We start from the raw sequence: 1,062 nt of genomic DNA, 5'->3' as shown, positions 1-1,062 counted from the left end.
AATTCAACACATAAGTGCAACGCTCACCCCTGTATGCACTTCGTACGGCGTCTTCCAGCCCAAGCGCTTGCGCGGGCGTAGATTGATCCTCGCTACTGTCCGATTGACGGCTTCGACGGTCAGCTTGCTGAAGTCGCTGCCCTTGGGGAAATACTGGCGGAGCAGACCGTTGGTGTTTTCATTGGTGCCACGTTGCCAGGATGAATAGGGGTCTGCAAAAAAGACCTGGCACTGGCTCCGTAGCGCGATGCGTTCATGCCCGGCAAACTCCCTTCCGTTATCCAGCGTCAGCGTGTGAGCGGCATGGCCCTGAAGCATCAGATTGATCGCCCGCGTTACCTGCCGGCGCGTTCTGCGCTTGACCGGATAGGCGCTCAGATAGCCGCTTTTGCGATCAACCAGGGTCACCAGGTTACCGCCCAGTCCATGTACCGTATCGCCCTCCCAGTCCCCCAGGCGCTCGCGGCTTTCGACCTCGGCTGGGCGTTCACTGATTGACACGCGATTACGCAGCTGCCCGCGCCGATCGTGGCTTCCATAGCGTTTCCGGTAGCGCTTTCGGCGATGTCGCAGATAGGTATAAAGCTCACCACCGGCGCGCTGTTCGGCGGCAATGAACCGATAAATCCACTCATGGCTGACCGCCCGGCTTGGCTGCTCCTGCTTCAACCGCTGGGCGATCTGCTCCGGACTCATGCCATGCTTGAGCCACACCGGGAGATGATGGCTGAGCCATGTCGCCGGCTTGCAAAACTTGCGCGCACCCGCTCGACGAGCATCACTTTCATGGGCCGCAGAAACAGCCTTGTAGATATTCTGGGTGCTGTTGCGGCGAACCTCGCGACTGATCGTCGAGGGATGCACGCCGACCCGCTTTGCAATGCTCGCCTGGCTCTCTGCGGCGCTCAAGCCAGCCTCAATCTGGTAACGTTGTCCCTGAGTCAGCTGCCGGTAATGCGTAGTCATCTGCGCTTGAATCCTTCGGTGTGAGAGCCTGGATTCTACCGGTGGCTGGCTCTCTGCCTCTCGTTTCAAGCGTTGCGCTTATTCTATGAATTCAGG

At 59.0% G+C, this 1,062-nt stretch carries 1 protein-coding gene; it reads right to left on the bottom strand.

Going from position 1 to position 1,062, the window contains the following annotated elements:
• Positions 1-3: 3 nt before the first annotated feature.
• On the bottom strand, positions 4-966 hold the full coding sequence (locus JJD74_RS30595) for an IS30-like element ISPpu17 family transposase (RefSeq protein ID WP_004577240.1): 963 nt from the start codon (positions 964-966) through the stop codon (positions 4-6).
• Between the last annotated feature and the right edge of the window lie 96 nt (positions 967-1,062).

Source organism: Pseudomonas sp. MF6776, assembly GCF_016613125.1.
GTDB classification, from domain to species: domain Bacteria; phylum Pseudomonadota; class Gammaproteobacteria; order Pseudomonadales; family Pseudomonadaceae; genus Aquipseudomonas; species Aquipseudomonas iridis.
The sequence above is the reverse complement of the archived record's forward strand: the minus strand, read 5'-3'. Positions and strand labels throughout refer to the sequence as shown.